This is a genomic window from Streptomyces sp. SID14478, from assembly GCF_010548525.1.
In the GTDB taxonomy this organism is placed as follows: Bacteria; Actinomycetota; Actinomycetes; order Streptomycetales; family Streptomycetaceae; genus Streptomyces.
The window spans coordinates 1-272 of sequence record NZ_JAAGMG010000864.1 but is presented as its reverse complement, the minus strand read 5'-3'; the positions used below and the strand labels follow the sequence as shown (position 1 = coordinate 272).

Annotated in this window: 1 pseudogene; it reads left to right on the top strand. The window is 76.1% G+C overall.

Annotation, left to right across the window (positions count from 1 at the left end):
* Window positions 1-272: pseudogene (locus G3I40_RS28150) on the top strand (primosome assembly protein PriA); the annotation flags it as partial.

Sequence of the window (272 nt, the reverse complement as noted above, 5' to 3'; positions counted from 1 at the left end):
GAGGCGCTGGGGGAGGGGCAGCACGCGCTGCTGACCGCCGACGCCGGGCAGCAGCGGCGCTACGAGGAGTGGCTCGCCGTGCGGCGGGGCGCCGTGCGGGCGGTGGTGGGGACCCGGGCCGCCATGTTCGCGCCCGTACGGGATCTGGGCCTCGTCGTGGTGTGGGACGACGGGGACTCCCACCACAGCGACGACCACGCCCCCTTTCCGCACGTGCGGGAGGTGCTGGAGCTGCGCGCCACCCGGGACACGTGCGCCTTCCTGCTGGGGAG